This window comes from Bradyrhizobium sp. Crot121 (assembly GCF_059512385.1).
The window spans coordinates 1-17,596 of sequence record NZ_JCAMOR010000028.1 but is presented as its reverse complement, the minus strand read 5'-3'; the positions used below and the strand labels follow the sequence as shown (position 1 = coordinate 17,596).

General features: G+C 63.1%; 16 protein-coding genes and 1 pseudogene. 6 read left to right on the top strand and 11 right to left on the bottom strand.

Going from position 1 to position 17,596, the window contains the following annotated elements; translation table 11 throughout:
• Positions 1–92: 92 nt before the first annotated feature.
• Positions 93–1,080, bottom strand: a pseudogene (locus AC5ZGW_RS23435) (MBL fold metallo-hydrolase).
• Between the two features lie 129 nt (positions 1,081–1,209).
• Positions 1,210–1,740 carry a DedA family protein gene (locus tag AC5ZGW_RS23430; RefSeq protein ID WP_130228029.1) on the bottom strand — a complete coding sequence of 177 codons (531 nt, stop codon included), beginning with the start codon at positions 1,738–1,740 and terminating at the stop codon, positions 1,210–1,212.
• 120 nt (positions 1,741–1,860) lie between these two features.
• Here AC5ZGW_RS23430 and AC5ZGW_RS23425 point away from each other — a divergent pair, with 120 nt between their 5' ends.
• The 4 genes from AC5ZGW_RS23425 (at position 1,861) to AC5ZGW_RS23410 (ending at position 6,422) form a co-directional block, all read left to right on the top strand.
• Entirely contained in the window at positions 1,861–2,286 is a 426-nt protein-coding gene (locus AC5ZGW_RS23425) for a hypothetical protein (protein ID WP_245474894.1), read from the top strand.
• A 138-nt stretch (positions 2,287–2,424) separates the two neighbouring features.
• On the top strand, positions 2,425–4,485 hold the full coding sequence (gene parE / locus AC5ZGW_RS23420; protein ID WP_130228028.1) for a DNA topoisomerase IV subunit B: 2,061 nt from the start codon (positions 2,425–2,427) through the stop codon (positions 4,483–4,485).
• Positions 4,486–4,701: 216 nt separating this feature from the next.
• Positions 4,702–5,484 (top strand): outer membrane protein, encoded by a 783-nt coding sequence (locus AC5ZGW_RS23415; RefSeq protein ID WP_130228027.1) that lies wholly within the window; start codon positions 4,702–4,704, stop codon positions 5,482–5,484.
• A 167-nt stretch (positions 5,485–5,651) separates the two neighbouring features.
• Positions 5,652–6,422 carry an SDR family NAD(P)-dependent oxidoreductase gene (locus tag AC5ZGW_RS23410; protein WP_130228026.1) on the top strand — a complete coding sequence of 257 codons (771 nt, stop codon included), beginning with the start codon at positions 5,652–5,654 and terminating at the stop codon, positions 6,420–6,422.
• Position 6,423: 1 nt separating this feature from the next.
• Here AC5ZGW_RS23410 and AC5ZGW_RS23405 read toward each other — a convergent pair whose 3' ends face one another.
• Both AC5ZGW_RS23405 and AC5ZGW_RS23400 read right to left on the bottom strand, forming a co-directional pair.
• A complete protein-coding gene (locus AC5ZGW_RS23405; protein WP_165435389.1) occupies positions 6,424–7,674 on the bottom strand; it encodes an FAD-dependent oxidoreductase in 1,251 nt (416 codons plus the stop codon).
• A 47-nt stretch (positions 7,675–7,721) separates the two neighbouring features.
• On the bottom strand, positions 7,722–9,191 hold the full coding sequence (locus AC5ZGW_RS23400) for a caspase family protein (protein ID WP_245474893.1): 1,470 nt from the start codon (positions 9,189–9,191) through the stop codon (positions 7,722–7,724).
• Between the two features lie 413 nt (positions 9,192–9,604).
• On the opposite strand from AC5ZGW_RS23400, the gene AC5ZGW_RS23395 reads away from it, so the two are divergent.
• Both AC5ZGW_RS23395 and AC5ZGW_RS23390 read left to right on the top strand, forming a co-directional pair.
• Positions 9,605–11,020, top strand: coding sequence for a DEAD/DEAH box helicase (locus tag AC5ZGW_RS23395; RefSeq protein WP_130228024.1), 1,416 nt, complete (start codon positions 9,605–9,607; stop codon positions 11,018–11,020).
• Between the two features lie 212 nt (positions 11,021–11,232).
• Positions 11,233–12,300, top strand: coding sequence for a GGDEF domain-containing protein (locus AC5ZGW_RS23390; protein ID WP_130228023.1), 1,068 nt, complete (start codon positions 11,233–11,235; stop codon positions 12,298–12,300).
• Between the two features lie 182 nt (positions 12,301–12,482).
• On the opposite strand, the gene AC5ZGW_RS23385 is transcribed toward AC5ZGW_RS23390, so the two are convergent.
• The 7 genes from AC5ZGW_RS23385 to sufC form a co-directional block, all read right to left on the bottom strand.
• Positions 12,483–12,911, bottom strand: a complete 429-nt coding sequence (locus tag AC5ZGW_RS23385; RefSeq protein WP_165435390.1) for a TfoX/Sxy family protein — start codon at positions 12,909–12,911, stop codon at positions 12,483–12,485.
• Between the two features lie 149 nt (positions 12,912–13,060).
• A complete protein-coding gene (locus AC5ZGW_RS23380; RefSeq protein ID WP_130228022.1) occupies positions 13,061–13,450 on the bottom strand; it encodes a HesB/IscA family protein in 390 nt (129 codons plus the stop codon).
• A gap of 125 nt (positions 13,451–13,575) precedes the next feature.
• On the bottom strand, positions 13,576–13,989 hold the full coding sequence (locus AC5ZGW_RS23375) for a VOC family protein (protein ID WP_130228021.1): 414 nt from the start codon (positions 13,987–13,989) through the stop codon (positions 13,576–13,578).
• A gap of 6 nt (positions 13,990–13,995) precedes the next feature.
• Entirely contained in the window at positions 13,996–14,370 is a 375-nt protein-coding gene (locus AC5ZGW_RS23370) for an SUF system Fe-S cluster assembly protein (protein WP_028169354.1), read from the bottom strand.
• Entirely contained in the window at positions 14,367–15,614 is a 1,248-nt protein-coding gene (locus tag AC5ZGW_RS23365) for a cysteine desulfurase (RefSeq protein WP_130228020.1), read from the bottom strand. Before AC5ZGW_RS23365 ends, AC5ZGW_RS23370 begins: the two co-directional genes overlap by 4 nt.
• On the bottom strand, positions 15,611–16,924 hold the full coding sequence (gene sufD / locus AC5ZGW_RS23360) for a Fe-S cluster assembly protein SufD (protein WP_130228019.1): 1,314 nt from the start codon (positions 16,922–16,924) through the stop codon (positions 15,611–15,613). The genes AC5ZGW_RS23365 and sufD overlap by 4 nt, the downstream gene beginning before the upstream one ends.
• A gap of 18 nt (positions 16,925–16,942) precedes the next feature.
• Positions 16,943–17,596 (bottom strand): Fe-S cluster assembly ATPase SufC (gene sufC / locus AC5ZGW_RS23355; RefSeq protein WP_496113965.1); only part of this gene is annotated, 654 nt, incomplete at its 5' end.

Below are 17,596 nucleotides of genomic sequence, written 5' to 3'. Positions count from 1 at the left end.
AGCGTCCAACCCGGAATCGCGCGCCACAACCTCCAGCTTCCAGGTTCGCGCGCTAAAGGCGCGCGCCCCGGAATGACGAGCGTGGGACCAATTCAGATCACCGGATTCCACGGCGCCGGGATCACCCGGTAGCCATTGCCGTCCTTCTCGATATTGGCGAGGCCGGGGAACGGATAGTGGAAGCCCTGCAATTGCAGCTTCTCGGCGGCCACCATGTCGTAGACCCGGCGACGGGTCTTCTCGGCCATGTCGGCGTCCTGATCGAAGAAGGCGTGCCAGCCCGGATTGGTCGCGAACGGATTCGGATTGTTGGTGACGTCGGACTGGATGAACACCTTCCCCGAGCCGGACGACAACACGTAGGAGGTGTGGCCCGGAGTGTGGCCAGCTGTCGACCGCGAGCAGTCCCGGCGCGACCTCCTTGCCCCATTCGTAGGGCGTCACCTTCTTCTGAAGGCTCGCCTCGAAGGTGCTGCGGTTGTTCTTGAAAAGACCCTGCATGCGACCGGCCGGAGCGCGGCTCATCTCGCCATCGTCCATCCAGAACTTCCATTCCACCGCAGGCACCAGCACCTCGGCGTTCGGAAACGCCGGCGTGCCGTCCGCCGTCAAGAGGCCATTCACATGATCGCCGTGGAAGTGGGAGATCACGACCATATCCACCGCCTTGGGATCGAATCCCGCAGCCGTCATGTTGTCGATGAACAATCCGTTGGCGCCCTTGCTGTTGACCTTGGCAGTGGGGCCGTTGCCGGTGTCGAGAACGATGAGCTTGCCGCCGCTGTTGATCACGAGCGGGGCGAAATGGATCGTGAAGACGTCACGCGGCAGGAACGCCTTCTCCAGCGCCGCGTTCACTTCCTCCTTCTTCGCATTGGTGATGAAGGAGTCTTCCAGCTTGAAGACGTTCTTGCCGTCGGACACCACGGTGATCTGGATGTCACCGACCTTGTAGCGGTAGAAGCTCGGCGCCTGTTTGTCCGCGAGCGGCGCCGCGGCCTGTGCGGAAACGTTCGGCAACAGTGGCGCAGCAGCAATAGCGGCTGCGCCCGCGAGGGCATGACGACGTGTGATTTCCATGATGCTCTCCCACTGAAACGATGATCGCGGTATTTCCGCGTTGGCTTCCTGCAAGGACCCAATCTACCGGAAAATGGAGCGCCCAGTATCGACGGAGCTAACCCCCGCCTGAGGCGCTTATTCCACGTCTCACACCGTTCGCCACAACCACTCGGCGATGCGCGCCATCACGTCCCCGAACAGCAGCAGCACCGCCGACCACACCAGCGCGGAGATGAAATTGGCGATCTGGAATGGCCAATATGACATCTCGAAGATACCGGCCGCGAGCGGAACCGAGGCACGCAAGGGTCCAAAGAAGCGGCCAATGAAGATGCTGGGCACGCCCCATTTGCGTACGAAGGCTTCGCCGCGCGGCAGGATCTCCGGGTAGCGCGATAGCGGCCACATCTGCGCGACCTTTTCCTTGTAGCGGTAGCCGAACCAATAGGAGACCCAGTCGCCGAGCGCCGCGCCGATGCCGCCGGCGATCCAGACCGGCCAGAAACTAATACCGCTCACCCCGATCAGCGCACCGATCGCGACAAGCGCACCCCAGGCTGGGATCAGCAACGAAACAAAGGCGAGCGACTCGCCGAACGCCAGCACGAGCACGATTGGCGCGGCCCAAGCCTGGTGGTCGCGCACGAAATCGGCCACGGCACGCGCAAATTCTTCCATATAATGAACGCCTTCCCCGCCCCGCTCAGGTGGCTTGAACCTTTCTGCGGGCTCATAGCCTAAGGACAGGTAAGCCAGCCCCTTGCGTGACAATCAAGTCACAAAGCCGAAGGAAGGGGCGTGATTTCAGTTCCCGGCCCCATGGCCGCGGCGTTTTCCCACAAGATGAGGTTTTTGATGATTGGATCGTTGATGATGTGCGTGAGTGCTGTCGTTCTGCTGCTCGGAATGCTGGGCGGCATCGCTATGGGTATCCAGCAAAACTTCACTTTGGCGCCGGCGCATGCCCATCTCAATCTCGTCGGCGGCGTGCTTTTGTTCCTGTTTGGGCTCTATTACCACCTGATTCCGGCCGCGGGGGCGACGATGCTGGCCCGGATCCAGGGCTGGATGCACATTCTCGGCGCGATCCTGTTCCCCGCGGGCGTGGCCATCGTGCTCCTTAAGGGATCCTCTTTCGAGATCGCTCCGGTCGTGGGCTCATTGCTGGTGGTCGGCTCCATGGCCCTGTTTGCCCTGATCGTGTTCCGCACCTCGCGCGCCTGATCGAGAGTCCCTATCTATTCTGTGACCGCCGGGCGAGGCATCGATTGCCGCTGCCCGGCGGTCACTTTTTAAGCCTATCCGTGTCATAGTCAGAGTGACTGATTCGCTGCGCGCTGTTTGCGCAATCTATGAAGAGCCATGTCCAAATCACTGAAACCCGCCGCAAAAACCAAATCCAATGACGACCTGTTCGCCGGTGCCGAACCCAACAAGGGCCGGGCGCAGCTGAAGGTCGCTGCGCGGTCGGGTTCCGCTGAGGCTGACTATACCGCCGCTGATATCGAGGTGCTCGAAGGGCTGGAACCGGTCCGCCGGCGGCCCGGCATGTATATCGGCGGCACCGACGAAAAGGCGCTCCACCATCTGTTCGCCGAAATCATCGACAACTCCATGGACGAGGCGCTGGCGGGGCACGCCACCTTCATCGAGGTGGAGTTGACCGCGGACGGTTTCCTGACAGTCACCGACAACGGCCGCGGCATTCCGGTCGATCCGCACCCGAAATTCCCGAAGAAATCCGCGCTCGAAGTCATCATGTGCACGCTGCATTCGGGCGGCAAGTTCGACTCCAAGGTCTACGAGACCTCGGGCGGCCTGCACGGCGTCGGCGTTTCCGTGGTCAACGCCCTCTCCTCGCGGCTTGAGGTCGAGGTGGCGCGCGGCCAGAAGCTCCACCGCATGACGTTTGAGCGCGGCCATCCGAAGGGCAAACTCGAAGACCTCGGCAAGGTCAGCAACCGCCGCGGCACGCGCATCCGCTTCAAGCCCGATACCGACATCTTTGGCGCCAAGGCCACATTCAAACCGCAGCGCCTGTTCAAGATGACGCGCTCCAAAGCGTATCTGTTCGGCGGCGTCGAGATCCGTTGGCATTGCGACCAGGAACTCCTGAAGGGCGTCGAGGATGTGCCGGCGGAGGCAACCTTCCACTTCCCCGGCGGCCTGAAGGATTACCTCGCCGCCGCGATCCATGCCGACACGCTGGTGCATCCGGACATCTTCTCCGGCAAGTCGGGCCGCAACGGCGCCCACGGCGCCTGCGAATGGGCGGTGGCCTGGACGGCGGACGCCGACGGCTTCCTGTCCTCCTACTGCAACACCGTTCCGACCCCCGATGGCGGCACCCATGAATCCGGCATGCGGAGCGCGCTGCTGCGCGGCCTGAAGGATCACGCCGAGCGCGTCGGCCAGGGCAAGCGGGCTGCATCGGTCACCTCGGAAGACGTCATGGTCGGCGCCGCGGTGATGCTCAGCGTGTTCGTGCGCGAGCCGGAGTTCCAGGGCCAGACCAAGGACCGGCTGGCCACGGCGGAGGCCCAGCGCATCGTTGAGCAGGCCATCAAGGATCCGTTCGATCACTGGCTGTCGGGCAATCCGGTGCAGGCCAACAGGCTGCTCGATTTCGTGGTCGAACGCGCCGAGGAACGGCTGCGCCGCCGCCAGGAGAAAGAGATTGCACGCAAGACCGCCGGCAAAAAGGCTCGCCTGCCCGGCAAGCTCGCCGATTGTACCGACGCCGGACTTGCAGGTTCCGAACTCTTCATCGTCGAGGGCGACTCAGCCGGCGGCAGCGCCAAGCAGGCGCGCGATCGCAAGACGCAGGCCGTGCTGCCGCTGCGCGGCAAGATCCTCAACGTCGCTTCTGCCGGCAAGGACAAGCTGATGGGCAATGTCCAGCTCAGCGACCTTGTGCAGGCGATCGGCTGTGGCACCGGTGCGCATTATCGCGAAGAGGACCTGCGGTATCAGCGCATCGTCATCATGACCGACGCCGACGTCGACGGCGCCCATATCGCGTCGCTGCTGATCACCTTCTTTTACCGCCAGATGCCGCGGCTGATCGACGAAGGGCACCTCTATCTGGCGGTACCGCCGCTCTACAAGCTCACTCACGGCTCCAAATCGGTCTATGCCCGCGATGACGCGCACAAGGATGCGCTGATCAAGAGCGAGTTCAATGCCAACGCCAAGGTCGAGGTCAACCGCTTCAAAGGCCTGGGCGAGATGATGCCGGCGCAGCTCAAGGAAACCACGATGGACCCGGCCAAGCGCACCCTGCTGCGGGTCGTTCTGCTTGCCGATGACCGCGAGGGCACCGCCGATTCGGTTGAGCGATTGATGGGCACCAAGGCCGAGGCGCGGTTCGCCTTCATTTCGGACAAGGCTGAATTTGCCAGCGACGACCTGCTTGACGTCTAACCATCGCTTTCCAGAATAACCCTCTGTACGCGCGGTAGATTTTTAACCTGCCGCGGCACGCCCACCGCTCCGGGCCGAAGACGAACCGAAGCGTTTTCAGGCAAGTGTGCCTGTCCCGCAACAGCATTCCTGGTTGAAATAGCTATAGTTTGTGCAGCTACGGAATGGAATCGACGCAGCCGTCAGGCGCTCGTCTTGCAAGTTGGGGATTTGAACATGAAGAAATTGGCACTCGCTGTGGCGGCGGTTGCAGCACTGACGGGGTCGGCCTCGGCGGCTGATCTTGGCGCTCGGCCGTATACGAAGGCGCCGCCGCCGGTGGCGCCCGTCTATAACTGGACCGGCTTCTATGTCTTCGGCGGTGGCGGCGGCGGTCTGTGGGATGCTGACAGCAACGTTCAAACCACCGTTGGCGCGATTCCGCTGTCGCGCGACACGCGGCTCGGCGGCGACGGCTGGTTCGGTACCGTTGGTATCGGCTACGATTGGCAGTTCAACGGCCGGTGGGTTGCCGGCGTGTTCGCCGACGGCCAGTTCGGCAGCCTTCGTGGTTCGTTGACCGACCCGATCGACCAGGTCGAGGGGCGTGTGAAGCTTCGGACTAGCTATGCGGCCGGTGTGCGCCTCGGCTATCTGGTTGCGCCGAATGTCTACTCCTATGTCAACGGCGGCTATTCGGGTTCGGAATGGTCGGGCACGACCCTTTCCGATCTCGCCGGAAACCCGGTCGGTGCGACCACTCCTTCGTTCCGTCGTGACGGCTGGTTCGTCGGTGGCGGCGTTGAGAACAACCTCGATATCTTCGGCATCAGCGCACCTGGTTGGTTCATGAAGACCGAATATCGCTCCGCGTTCTACGACCGCATCTCTCTGCCCTCATCGTTCCTTGATGGCACACCGACGGGAATTTCGACGACCTTCAAGCCTTGGGTGCAGACGATCAGCACCTCGATCGTCTACCGTTTCAACTGGGGTACCCCGGTCGTCGGCAGGTACTGATCTCTGCTGAACTGGCAGGCAGAAGCCCCGGCATCGCCCGGGGCTTTTTTTGCGTTTGCGCCTGGGGTTCGTTGCAAGACTGGCACGTCTGCGACATCCGGGGCTGGCAAAGCCTCGCCCCAGTCGGCATCTTCCCTCAATCTCGACAACAGAAGCGGAAAACAACAATGGGAACGCCCCTCTTCGACCTTACTGGCAAGGTTGCGATCGTCACCGGCGGCAATGGTGGAATCGGGCTTGGGATGGCGCGCGGGCTGGCGGATGCCGGCGCTGCGATTGCCGTCGTCGGCCGCAACGAAGAGAAGTCGGCGGCCGCGGTCGCCGAACTTAAGCAGCGCGGCGGCAAGGCCGTTGCGATCGCCGCCGATGTCACCGACAGCAAAGCCGTCGCCGACATGGTGGCGCGCGTCAAAGCCGAGTTCGGGCGAATCGATATCCTCGTCAACAACGCCGGCATCAATATCCGCAAGCCGCCGCATGAGCTCGATATCGGCGAATGGGACAGCGTGATCGCGACCAACCTCACCAGCGCCTTCCTATGCTCGCAGGCGGTCCATCCGGCGATGAAAGAAGCCGGCGGCGGCAAGATCATCAATATTGGCTCGATGATGTCGATCTTCGGCGCCAGCTTCACGCCGGCCTATGCCGCGAGCAAAGGCGGCATCGTGCAGTTCACGCGCTCCTGTGCCTGCGCCTGGGCGGCCGATAACATCCAGATCAACGCGATCCTGCCCGGCTGGATCGACACCGACCTGACCCGGCGCGGCCGCAGCGAGATCGCCGGGCTGCATGAGCGGGTGCTGGCGCGCACGCCGGCGGCGCGCTGGGGCGATATCGACGATCTCTCGGGGATCGCGGTGTTCCTCGCGTCGCCGGCTTCCGATTTCATCACCGGCAGCGCCATCCCCGTCGACGGCGGCTATTCGATCATGGGCTGATTCAGGAGAGCGCGGGCGACTGCACATGTTCGGGACGCACGCCGATCCCGACGAAGCGCGCGGTGATGCCCTGCAACCAGGGCATCGCCGTGACCAGCCGCACCGCCAGCGGAACCTTGACTGGCTGATTGGCGGGTCCGAGCGCCGTGCTGATGATCCTGTTCTGCACGATGGTCTGCATCGTCTGCGTCATCTTCATCGGAAATTCGCGCCGCTTGCGTACCGCGTCGAGTTCATCCTCGGTCGGGCAGCCGCCCGCAAGCTTTGCCGCCAGCAGATTGGCGGTCGCGACCGCATCCTGCACCGCCAGGTTGACGCCGACGCCGCCGACCGGCGACATCGCATGCGCGGCGTCGCCGATGCACAGCAGCCCCGGCAGCGTCCAGCGCTTTAGCCTGTTAATCGCAACCGTCAGGAGCTTCACGTCGTCCCAGCTTTTGACATCGGAAATGCCGGACTTCAGGACCGGCGCCAGCCGCACCACGTCATCCAGCAGCGCCGGAAGTCCCCTCGCCTTCACCGCGTCGTATTGTCCCTTGGCGATCACATAGGCGCATTGCCAGTAATCGCCTCGGTTGAACGTGACCATCATCTTGCCGGGCTCGACCCGCGCGAACAGGTTCTCGTTTTCGTCCGGCCGCCGCCCGACGCGAAACCACAACACGTCCATGGGCGCGCCGATCTCCTCGACCGCAAGTCCGGCGCGCTCGCGCACAGTCGAGTGACGGCCGTCGCAAGCAATCGTCAGATCGGCCTCGATGTCGAGCGCGCCCTCCGGCGTCTTGGCCCTCACGCCGGCAAGCGCTTCGCCATTGCGGATCAGATCGGTCGCCTCCGTGCTCATCAGCACTTGCAGTGAAGCGAAACGCTTGCCGCTCTCGCGCAGGAAGTTGAGAAAGTCCCATTGCGGCATGAAAGCAATGAACGGGTATTTTGCGTCCGTGCGGGAGAGATCGGCGATCCGGACCTTGGTGCCGCCGAACATCCCTTCGAGCTTCTGCAATTCCTGGTGCGGTAGCTTGAGGAAGCCGTCGATCAGCCCGAGTTCGTCCATCACCTGCAAGGTCGAGGGATGCACGGTGTCGCCGCGAAAGTCGCGAAAGAAGTCAGCATGCTTCTCCAGCACCACCACATCGACGCCGGCGCGGCCCAGGAGGTAGCCAAGCATCATGCCCGCCGGCCCGCCGCCGACGATGCAGCAGCGCACTTTCATCCTGCGCACCGACGGATGCTGCGATACGCTTGCGCTCATGATGCCCTCGTCGAGACCCGGCTTGAACTATAGCGCCAATCAGACGACTAGCGTCGGAACATCTTGATCTCCGATACGCTGCCGTCGCGATAGGTCAGCTCCACCGAGACCGACTTGGTCTGCGGCGCAAGCTTCAGATAGGGCTGCGCCTCGTGCGGGATCACGCTGGGGTCGCGCGGATCGCAGGGCGGCATCTTCAGCACCTTGTCCGGCACTGCGCTGTCGATACCGATACGCGCCTCGCGGATCGCGCAGCGGTAGGACATCAGATGGGTGTAATAGACCAGGAGCCCGTTGAACTCGCGGAACGACAGCCAGCTCGTCGCAGTCATGTCGAGGATCTTGCGCTGGTCGCGGATCAATGCCGCTTCGGGGTCGAACCGGATCGGAAATGGCCCTTGCATCTCCCCGGCCGCATCGACATAGCGGACCTGGATGGTGCCGGCCGGCGCATCGGCTGCCAGTTCGATCGACGGATTGGGCATCCGTTTGCGCGTGCGCGGATCAAGCGCGTCGATGAATCCGGTCTCGCGGAAATCGCCGCCGTCGCCCATCCGCCAGGAGATTCCGAGCGCAGGGTCCGCGATCGAGAACACCACCGTCCAGCCGCCATTATGGCGGGAGAAACTTGCGATCGGCGCGTTGACGGAATCGTCCTTCGGAATACGCGGCACCGAGACCGGCGGCAATGCTGCAAGCTTCTGCGGTACCTCGGCAGCTCCCGCCACATCCTGCGCTTTCGTCATGCCGTTCAGGAACACGTCATCCACCATCTGGTCGAAATAAACAGGGATCTGCTTGTGCCTGATGGTCTCAGCCGCCTCGCTGACCAGGCGCCGTGTCTGCTGGGCGACCTGGACCAGATTCTTTCCGGGCTGCAGCAACTGCTTGGCGAAGGTACGGGTGAACACCGAATTGGGATTGGTATCGTCGTTCGACAGCCGATCGAGGGCGGTCTGGCGCGGGCCGGCCGAGAACACCGAGAATACGCCCTCCGGCAACTGCGTCAGCGGCGCCAGCCCGCCACCGCCGGCGACCGCGCGCGTTCCCGGCCGCTCGAACGGATTGTTGCGGCAAGCATCGAACACCAGGATCGAGGTGCGCGCCTTCTTGTTCTGCAGGCGCTCGACGATGCGGTCGGCGAGAACAGATGCGTCGCGCACCAATTCTTCCTGGCCCTCGGTCGCCGCCGGCACGTCGGTCGGCAGCAGGAAGTTCTGGCCGGCGATCTCGAAGCCATGGCCGGCGTAAAAGAAGAACGCGGTGTCGCCAGGCTCGATCGCCTTGTCGAAGGCGAGCAGCGTCTCGGAGAATTGCTGCCGGTTCTGATTCTCGGCGATCATGACGGAGAAGCCGAGTTGCTTCAGCGTGTCCGCCATGGTGCGGGCGTCATTCACCGCCTTCTGCAACTTGGGGACGTTCTTGTACTCGTTGTTGCCGACGACCAGCGCAACGCGCTTTTCAGCCAGCGCGGGCGCGGCGAGAGTTGCCGATGCCAGGGCAATGCCCGCGACCATCAGAACTCTCGAAAGAAAGCCAGCCATTCTCTGCCCCGTCTCACCAAGCGCCCCGTAACGCGCGACCGTCGATGCCATAGTCGGTACACCGCCCCAACGGGTTCAGTGTACGAGCTTTCGCGTTCGGCCAGTACCGCCCCGCCATTTGACGGCCAAATGACAGCTCGCCCCTTATTTGTGCGAAAACATTAAGCTTTTTCGAGCATTTGGGCAGTTCCCAGATTGACTTTGGCGATTTCGAACCTATGTTCCGGACAACGCGGCCTTGGATCGAAACGCGATTCCCTGAGTTTGCCGCCTGTCAGCGTCAGTCAGAGCCCCCGAGCTTTTTTGAGAAGCAACGCCGTTTCGGGGCGAAACGCGACCAGCCTTTTTACCCTCGATTCCGAACGGCGGTGTCGACAAGAGGCTCAATGTCTTTTTCCAATCTCGGCCTTTCCGACAAGGTCTTGGCCGCCGTAGCGGCCACCGGATACACCAATCCCACGCCCATCCAGGAACAGGCGATTCCCCACGTTCTCGCCCGCCGCGATGTCCTCGGCATCGCCCAGACCGGCACCGGCAAGACCGCCGCCTTCGTGCTTCCGATGCTCACCATCCTCGAGAAAGGCCGGGCCCGGGCACGAATGCCACGGACCCTGATCCTCGAGCCGACACGCGAGCTCGCCGCCCAGGTGAAGGAAAACTTCGACCGCTATGGGGCCGGACAGAAACTCAACGTGGCGCTCCTGATCGGCGGCGTCTCGTTCGGCGACCAGGACAGCAAATTGACCCGTGGCGTCGATGTCCTGATCGCGACCCCCGGCCGGTTGCTCGACCATACCGAGCGCGGCGGACTATTGCTCACCGGCGTCGAGCTGCTCGTGATCGATGAAGCGGACCGCATGCTGGACATGGGCTTCATCCCCGATATCGAGCGCATCTGCAAACTGGTGCCCTTCACCCGTCAGACGCTGTTCTTCACCGCCACCATGCCGCCGGAAATCCGGCGCATCACCGAGGCTTTCCTCCACAACCCCGTGAAGGTCGAAGTCTCCAAGCCCGCCACTACCGCTGTCACCGTCACGCAATCGCAGGTGCCCTCCGGACGCGAGCCGCACCAGAAGCGTGAAATCCTCCGCCGCCTGCTGCGCGGGGCCAAAGATCTCAACAACGCGATTATCTTCTGCAATCGCAAGCGCGAAGTCGCCGTTCTTCACAAGTCGCTGCAGAAGCACGGCTTCAGTGTCGGCGCACTGCACGGCGACATGGACCAGTCCGCCCGTACGGCCGCGCTCGATCAGTTCCGCAAGGGCGAGCTGCCGCTGCTGGTCGCTTCCGACGTCGCGGCGCGTGGCCTCGACATTCCCGCGGTCAGCCACGTCTTCAACTTCGATGTCCCCCATCACCCCGACGATTACGTTCACCGCATCGGCCGCACCGGCCGCGCGGGCCGCACCGGTACCGCAATCTCGATCGTCACGCCGCTCGACACCAAGTCGGTCGCTGCAATCGAGAAGCTGATCGGCCAGCCGATCCCGCGCGCTGAAGGCGACTTCTCGGTTCAATCGGATGAGAACGAGACCGACGAGCAGCCGCGCGAGGCGCGGCGGCGCGACGGGTCGCGCGAGCGCAGCGGCCGCAACTCGCGGCGCGAACGTGAGCCGCGAGTTGGTCACGGCCGCGATAGCCGCAATGCCAATTCGCAGCCGCCGGCCGCCACCAGCCCGCGCGTGCCTTCGATCGGCCGCCCGGAGCCGCGACGCACACAGCGCGACGTCGACTCAGAACCAGCCGATCACTCGCATCTCCCCGCGTTTCTGCTGCGCCCCGTGCGGGCCCGCGTCTAGCGCTTTGCGCAGCGTCGGCCCGGATCAGGCCGACGCCCTAATCTCTTGGCTTGGTTCGTTTTTTTCGTGCCGCCGATTCTTCCATCAGAATCGTCGGCGCGCGGCGTGCGATTCCCCTATTTACGGGGCGTTCATTATCCTCCATTAGCGTGGCAACGATACTTTTATTCATTGCGGCTGAGCGGCGCGGCTCGGTATTGGGGACTTAGTCAGTGGTCAAGCTGCTGGACGAACACGAACGCACGATGGCTTTTGCCGAGGTTGCGCTTGGGCAGATCAGGTCGCTTCGTCAGCCCGCCGTCCCCCGCAACTACGAAATCTGGTATGTCTACGCGACCGGATACAATGCTCCCCTCAACAAGATCATCAACGAGACTCTGGCGCGCAACGGCAAGCTGAGCGAAGCCGATCTCGAGCAGATCTACGAGACCTATCTCTCTCACATCAAGACATCTGATCGCATCGACAAGGTCGGCGCGCGCGTCATCGGCGAGATCGACGATGTCGTAACGCTGATCTCGGACGCGCTCGGCATGTCCGCGAGCTACGATGCAAGCCTGAGCGGCGCCAGCGAAAGGCTCGCGAGCGTGAAGAATCGCGACCAGCTCAAGCCGATCATCGAGCAGCTTGTGAAGTCGACGCATGAGATGCGCGAAACCAACAAGGCACTCGAGAATCGCCTGGCGCTGTCAAAGACCGAGATCAGCAATCTCCAGCACAGCCTGGAGGCGATCCGCGCCGAGAGCCTGACCGATCCGCTGACCGGGCTTGGCAACCGCAAATATTTCGACCGCTCGATCGAGATGGCCGTGCAGACCGCGATCGCCAATGACCAGCCGCTGTCGCTCCTGATGTTCGACATCGACCATTTCAAATCGTTCAACGATTCCTACGGCCATCTCACCGGCGATCAGGTGCTGCGGCTGGTCGGCATGTCCTTGAAGCAGACCATCAAGGGCCAGGATATCACCGCGCGCTACGGTGGCGAGGAATTCGCGGTTGTGCTGCCCAACACCAGCCTGCGCCAGGCGCTGACGGTGGCCGACCATATCCGCCGCGCCGTGATGGCGAAGGAATTGAAGAAGAAATCCACCGGCGAGATCCTTGGCCGCGTCACCATCTCGGTCGGCGTCTCCCTGCTGAAGCCGGGCGACGACACGGATGCGCTGATCGAGCGCGCCGATGCCTGCCTCTATGCCGCCAAGCGCGCCGGCCGCAACCGCGTGGTCTGCGAAGTCGACCCCGAATACACCGCCGAAATCCGCAGCCGCGTTGCGTGATGATTTCGTAGGCGAACGTTCTGTCACGCTCTCTCCCCCGTCATTGCGAGCGCAAGCGAAGCAATGCATCTCACCGCTTGTGGAGGCATGGATTGCTTTGTCGCTGCGCTCCTCGCAATGACGGGCTGTAGCTTCGTAGGGTGCGTAAAGGCGCACTTGCGCCGTGCCCACCATCGCACGCGCTATCTGGAACGGTGGGCACGCTTCGCTTTGCTCACCCTACGATTTGGCGTCTTCTTGGCTTTCTTTGCCGAGGCCTTCTTCGCCGCCTTCCTTGCTTTCGGCCGCTTGCGCAATGCGGCGCGTTGCGCGGCGGCGAGCGCGGCCCTTGCCCATTGCGCCAGCTCTTCCGAATCGTCGAACAGCCGCGCCGGCAACTGCCAGTAGGAGTTCACCGTGACGGTCCGGGTGCTCGTTTGATATTGGAACGGCTTCGAGCCTTCCGCTTCAAACCGCGGAATGGTCTCTTCGTCGGCGCGGAAATAGAGCCCAGCACGCAGCGATAACGCGAAGTTGGTGCCGTCGGCAGAGATGCCGTAGCCGGAGAACATGCGGCGGATGGTGACCGGGCCGAAATCGGCAAACAGGTCGATCAGGAATTCGCGGTCCATCATGGCCCCAGCCCCGCTCTCACCCCTCATGGTGAGGAGGCGCGCAGCGCCGTCTCGAACCATGAGGCCCCGATCTCACCCGCGGCCATCCTTCGAGACGGCCGCTGCGCGGCCTCCTCGGATGAGGTCCCGTGTGCTTGGCGAGCGGTCTACACCTTCGCCGGTGTCAGCTGAACCGACTCGCCGCAGCCGCAGGCGGAAACCTGGTTCGGGTTGTTGAAGATGAACTGCGCCTGCATCTTATCGGCCTTGTAGTCCATCTCGGTGCCGAGCAGGAACAGGACTGCCTTGGGATCGACCAGGATCTTCACGCCCTTGTCCTCGACCACCTCATCGGTCGGCCGGATCTCGTGGGCGTATTCGACCGTATAGGACTGTCCCGCGCAGCCGCCATTCTTGATGCCGACGCGAAGGCCGACGATCTCGGAATCGGCCCGGTTGGTCAGTTCCATGATCCGCGCTGCCGCGGCGTCCGTCAGCTTCATGACCTGCGGGCGGGGCCGCGGCTTCGGCTTGGCAACTGGTGCGATGGTATCCATTGCAGCGGCTCTCTCTCCCTACGATGCAGAGCGGCAAAGTCTGTCATCTCAAAAATAACAACGAAATTCCGGCTGTGAAGGTCTCATGTTCGCAATTGGCTAGAACTTCTCCGAACGACACACACCTAGTAGATCGCCCATACTCCCGGTGTGACCAGTTCCAGCAAATGATTGTCCGGATCGCGGAAGTAGATGCTCTTGCCGCCGCGCGGCCAATCGGTCCTGCCTTCGATCGCGACATCGTGCTCGCCAAGCCGCTTTTCCCAGGCTGGCAATTCATCTGCGGCGATGGCAAAGGCCGCATGGATCGGGCCGCTGCCGTCGTGCGGCGGAATGGTGCCGCCGGGCAGATGGACCGTCTCAAGCGTAGCCCCGCGACGAAACAGCAGCAGCAGATTCCGGCCTCCTATGTCGAAGGCCATAAACCGCGAGTCGCTCGTCAGAGGCTCAAGACCGAGCACATCGGTGTAGAACGCGCGGGCGCGGTCGAGGTCATCGACATAGAGTGCAGTCTCGATGACACCGGATAGCTTCGGCAACGAACCTCACCACATGTTGAGCACGAGGCGGGCCTCGTCGCTCATCCGATCCGGCGTCCACGCCGGCTCCCAGACCAGGTTGACATTGACGACGCCTACGCCGGGAACGCTGGCCAGCGCGTTCTCCACCATGGTGGGCAATTCACCGGCCGCCGGGCAGTTCGGCGTGGTCAGCGTCATCTCGACGTCGACGCTGCGGTCGTCCTTGAGATCGACCTTGTAGATCAATCCGAGCTCATAGATGTCGGCCGGGATTTCCGGGTCGAACACCGTCTTCAACGCCGCCACGATCTCCTGACTGAGACGCTCGGTCTCTTCCGGCGGCAAGGCGGAGCTTGTCTCCACATGGGCGGTTTTGACGTCGTCGGCAGTCTCGGTCATGCGAACAATTCCCCAGCCTTGATCAAGGCTTGCGCCAGATGGTCGACCTCTTCCCTCGTATTATACATGCCGAACGAGGCCCGGCATGTGGCTGTGACATTGAACCGCTCTAAGAGCGGCATCACGCAATGGGTGCCGGCCCGCACCGCAATCCCCTGGCGGTCGATTACGGTCGCGACATCGTGGGGATGGGCGCCCTTCATCTCGAAAGAGATTACCGGCCCCTTCTCCCGGGCGGTGCCGATCAGCCGCAGCGAATTGATCTCGCGCAGGCGCTCCTGGGCGTAGGTCAGCAGGCTGTGCTCATGGGCGGCGATGCGCTCCTTGCCGATCGAATTGACGTAGTCGATCGCAGCGCCCAGCCCGATCGCCTGGACGATCGGCGGGGTTCCGGCCTCGAATTTGTGCGGCGGGTCGCCATAGGTGACCCAGTCCTTTGCGACCTCGCGGATCATCTCGCCGCCGCCGTTATACGGCCGCATCGCGACCAGGTGCTCATGCTTGGCATAGAGCACGCCAATGCCGGTCGGGCCGTAAACCTTGTGGCCGGTGAAGGCGTAGAAATCGCAGTCGAGGTCCTGGACGTCGACCGGCAGATGCACGGCGCCCTGCGCGCCGTCGACCAGCACCGGAACGCCGCGATCGTGCGCGATCCTGACGACCTCCTTGACCGGAACCAGCGTGCCGAGCGCATTCGACATCTGCGTGATCGCAACCAGCTTGGTGCGCGGCGAGAGCAGCTTCTCGAACTCCTCGATCAGGAAATTGCCGTCGTCGTCGACCGGCGCCCATTTGATGACGGCGCCATGCCGCTCCCGCAGGAAATGCCAGGGCACGATGTTGGAATGGTGCTCCATGATCGAGAGCACGATCTCATCGCCCTGCCCGATATTGGGCTCGCCCCATGACGAAGCGACCAGATTGATCGCCTCGGTGACGTTGCGAGTGAAGATGATCTCTTCGCTGCGCTGCGCGTTGACGAACTGCGCCACTTTGGTGCGGGCGCCTTCGTAAGCCTCGGTCGCGGCATTGGCGAGGTAATGCAGGCCGCGATGCACATTGGCGTATTCGGTCTTGTAGGCTTCGGCCATGCGGTCGAGCACCGCGTTCGGTTTCTGCGCGGAGGCCGCGTTGTCGAGATAGACCAGCGGCTTGCCGTAGATCTGCAGCGCCAGCGCCGGAAAATCCTCGCGCACCCGCGCGACATCATAGGCGCCGTTGGCGACCGCCGGATGCGTGCTCATGCGCGTGCCTCCAGCCAGCGCTGTGCCGCCGCGATCACATGCTCTCGCAGCGAGTCGTTCGCGATCGATTCGATGGCCTCGCCGACGAAGGCCTGGATCAGGAGCGCCTGCGCTTCCTTCTCGGGAAGGCCGCGCGCGCGCAGATAGAACAACAGGCTTTCGTCCAGCGCACCGGTGGTCGCGCCATGGCCGCAGGTGACGTCGTCGGCAAAAATCTCGAGCTCAGGCTTGTTGTCGGCCTCGGCCTCATCGGAGAGCAGGAGCGCCCGCGTCATCATCTTGGCATCGGTCTTCTGCGCGTCCGGACGGACGACGATGCGGCCCTGGAACACCGAATGGGCGCGGTCGTCGATCACGGCGCGGAACACTTCGCGACTGGCGCAGTGCGGCACCGCGTGATCCATGAACAGCGTGGTGTCGGCATGCTGCCGGCCCTTGATCAGGTTGACACCGTTGGTGTCGACCCGCGCGCCCTCGCCTGCAAAGATGATGGTCGGCTGATAGCGGCTGACGCTCGCGCCCGACACCATGCCAAAGGTGTTGAGCTGCGCATGCGCGCCGAGCGTCACCGCGGCGGAAGCAATGTTGAAGGCTTCCAACCCGTCCTCAACCAGACGGAGATGATCGAGCCGCGCATTGTCGCCGAGCGAAACGATCAGGGAGTCGTAGGTCTGATACGCCTTTGCACCTTCGGTGGCGACAAAGCTTTCCACCAGCGTCGCGCTCGCGTCGCGGCCCAGGCGGAGCAGCGAACGGGTGTACATCGCAGCCGGCGTGCCCGTGCTCGCGACATGGACCACGTGCAGCGGTTGCTCCAGCACAGTGCCGTTGGCAATTTCGATCACGACGCCGTCGGTCGCCATCGCCGTGTTCAGCGCGATCATGGGATTGGAGTTATCGGAGGCCAGCAACTCGCCGTCCCCCGCCTCCAGCACCTCACGCAGCGTGCGGACGGAAAGGCCCTTTTCGCCCTTGCCGAGATCAGAAAGCTTTGCCGCGAATACGCCGTCGACCAGCACCAGCCGCCGCGTGCCTTCGATCGCATGCAGCTTGAGCGCGGCTTCCGCGCGCGACAGCGCCGCCGTATCGGGTGCAGCCGCCAGCGGCAGCACTTCGCGCATCAGGACGCGCAGGTCGGTGTATTTCCAGTCCTCGATCCGGCGATGCGGGAGGCCCGCGCGCTCAAAGGCTTCAAAGGCCTGCTGCCTTTGCTCGGCGACCTTGCCCGAGCCAGGCAACCGCTCACGCGCGAGCGCAAAGCTGGTGCTCACTGCGCGCCCAGAATCGGTTTTTGCCAACACGACGTTCATCACGAATTCCGTTCAGGCTTAGGCGTCTTCGAACTGCGCATAGCCGGATTCTTCCAGCTGCAGCGCCAGTTCCTTGCCGCCAGTCTTCACCACCGAGCCCTTGGCCATCACGTGCACGTAGTCCGGCACGATGTAGTTGAGCAGCCGCTGGTAGTGGGTGATCACGACCATGGCGCGCTCGGGCGAGCGCAGCGCGTTGACACCGTCGGCCGCGATCCTCAGCGCGTCGATGTCGAGACCCGAGTCCATTTCATCGAGGATGCAGAGGCTCGGCTCGAACAGCGCCATCTGCAGGATCTCGTTGCGCTTCTTTTCTCCGCCGGAGAAGCCGACATTGACGCCGCGCTTGAGCATGTCCTGCGGAATGTTGAGCGACTTGGAGACTTCGCGGACCTTCTTCAGGAAGTCCGGTGTCGAATATTCGCTCTCGCCGCGCGCCTTGCGCTGCGCATTCAGCGCGGTGCGCAGGAAGTTCATGGTGGCGACGCCGGGGATTTCGACCGGGTACTGGAACGCCAGGAACACGCCCTTGGCGGCGCGCTCGTCCGGCGCCATCTCCAAAAGGTCTTCGCCGCGGAACAGGATTTGTCCGCCGGTGACCTCATAGCCGGGCTTGCCGGCGATGACGTGCGAGAGCGTCGATTTGCCGGAGCCGTTCGGCCCCATGATCGC